Raw genomic sequence first — 524 nt, forward strand, 5'->3', positions numbered from 1 at the left:
GGATCCTAAGAAGCCTGTAATGCTGTCCAAACCATTGGCACTGGCATTGATAATATCAGCGGCATTTTGTGGTTTTTTGTTGGACGCTTGATTGGAATCGCTGTTAGCGTTGTTGTTTTGGTTTTTGTTTCGGTCTTCACTCACCGTGCCTTCCCCTTCTAAATGGCAAGCCATAAAGAGAGGGGCATTAGGATCTTCACAAGCCATGGTTATACTTTTTTAACGAAGTGAAAAGAAAGTGCCAACATAAAAAGAACGATGCTGATTTGCAGCGCAAGCCCTGTGATGCTTTTAGCCGTGCAATAACCACAAGGTTTGTTGGGCGTTGCTGTTGGTGTAGGAGTTGGCGTTGGCGTTGTTGTTGGTACTGTGGTAGTATTAAGAGTTGGATTGGATGGGTTGACCAAATTCTCATTGTTGGAGTTGGTCGTATTTGGGCTTACCGTATTTTCTAATACCTGAGGAGTGTTTTTAGTGGGTTTGGGATCAGGAACAGAAGGCATTGCAGTGGTGGTAATCGTTGC

At 44.3% G+C, this 524-nt stretch carries 1 protein-coding gene and 1 pseudogene; both read right to left on the reverse strand.

All coding sequences use genetic code 11. The features are described 5' to 3' along the window. On the reverse strand, window positions 1–207 hold a 207-nt coding region (locus CG11_RS26360), incomplete at its 3' end, for a hypothetical protein (RefSeq protein ID WP_156039924.1). 2 nt (window positions 208–209) lie between these two features. Then, window positions 210–524 (reverse strand): annotated as a pseudogene (locus CG11_RS30575) (hypothetical protein); the annotation flags it as partial.

This window comes from Aureispira sp. CCB-QB1 (assembly GCF_000724545.1).
In the GTDB taxonomy this organism is placed as follows: domain Bacteria; phylum Bacteroidota; class Bacteroidia; order Chitinophagales; family Saprospiraceae; genus Aureispira.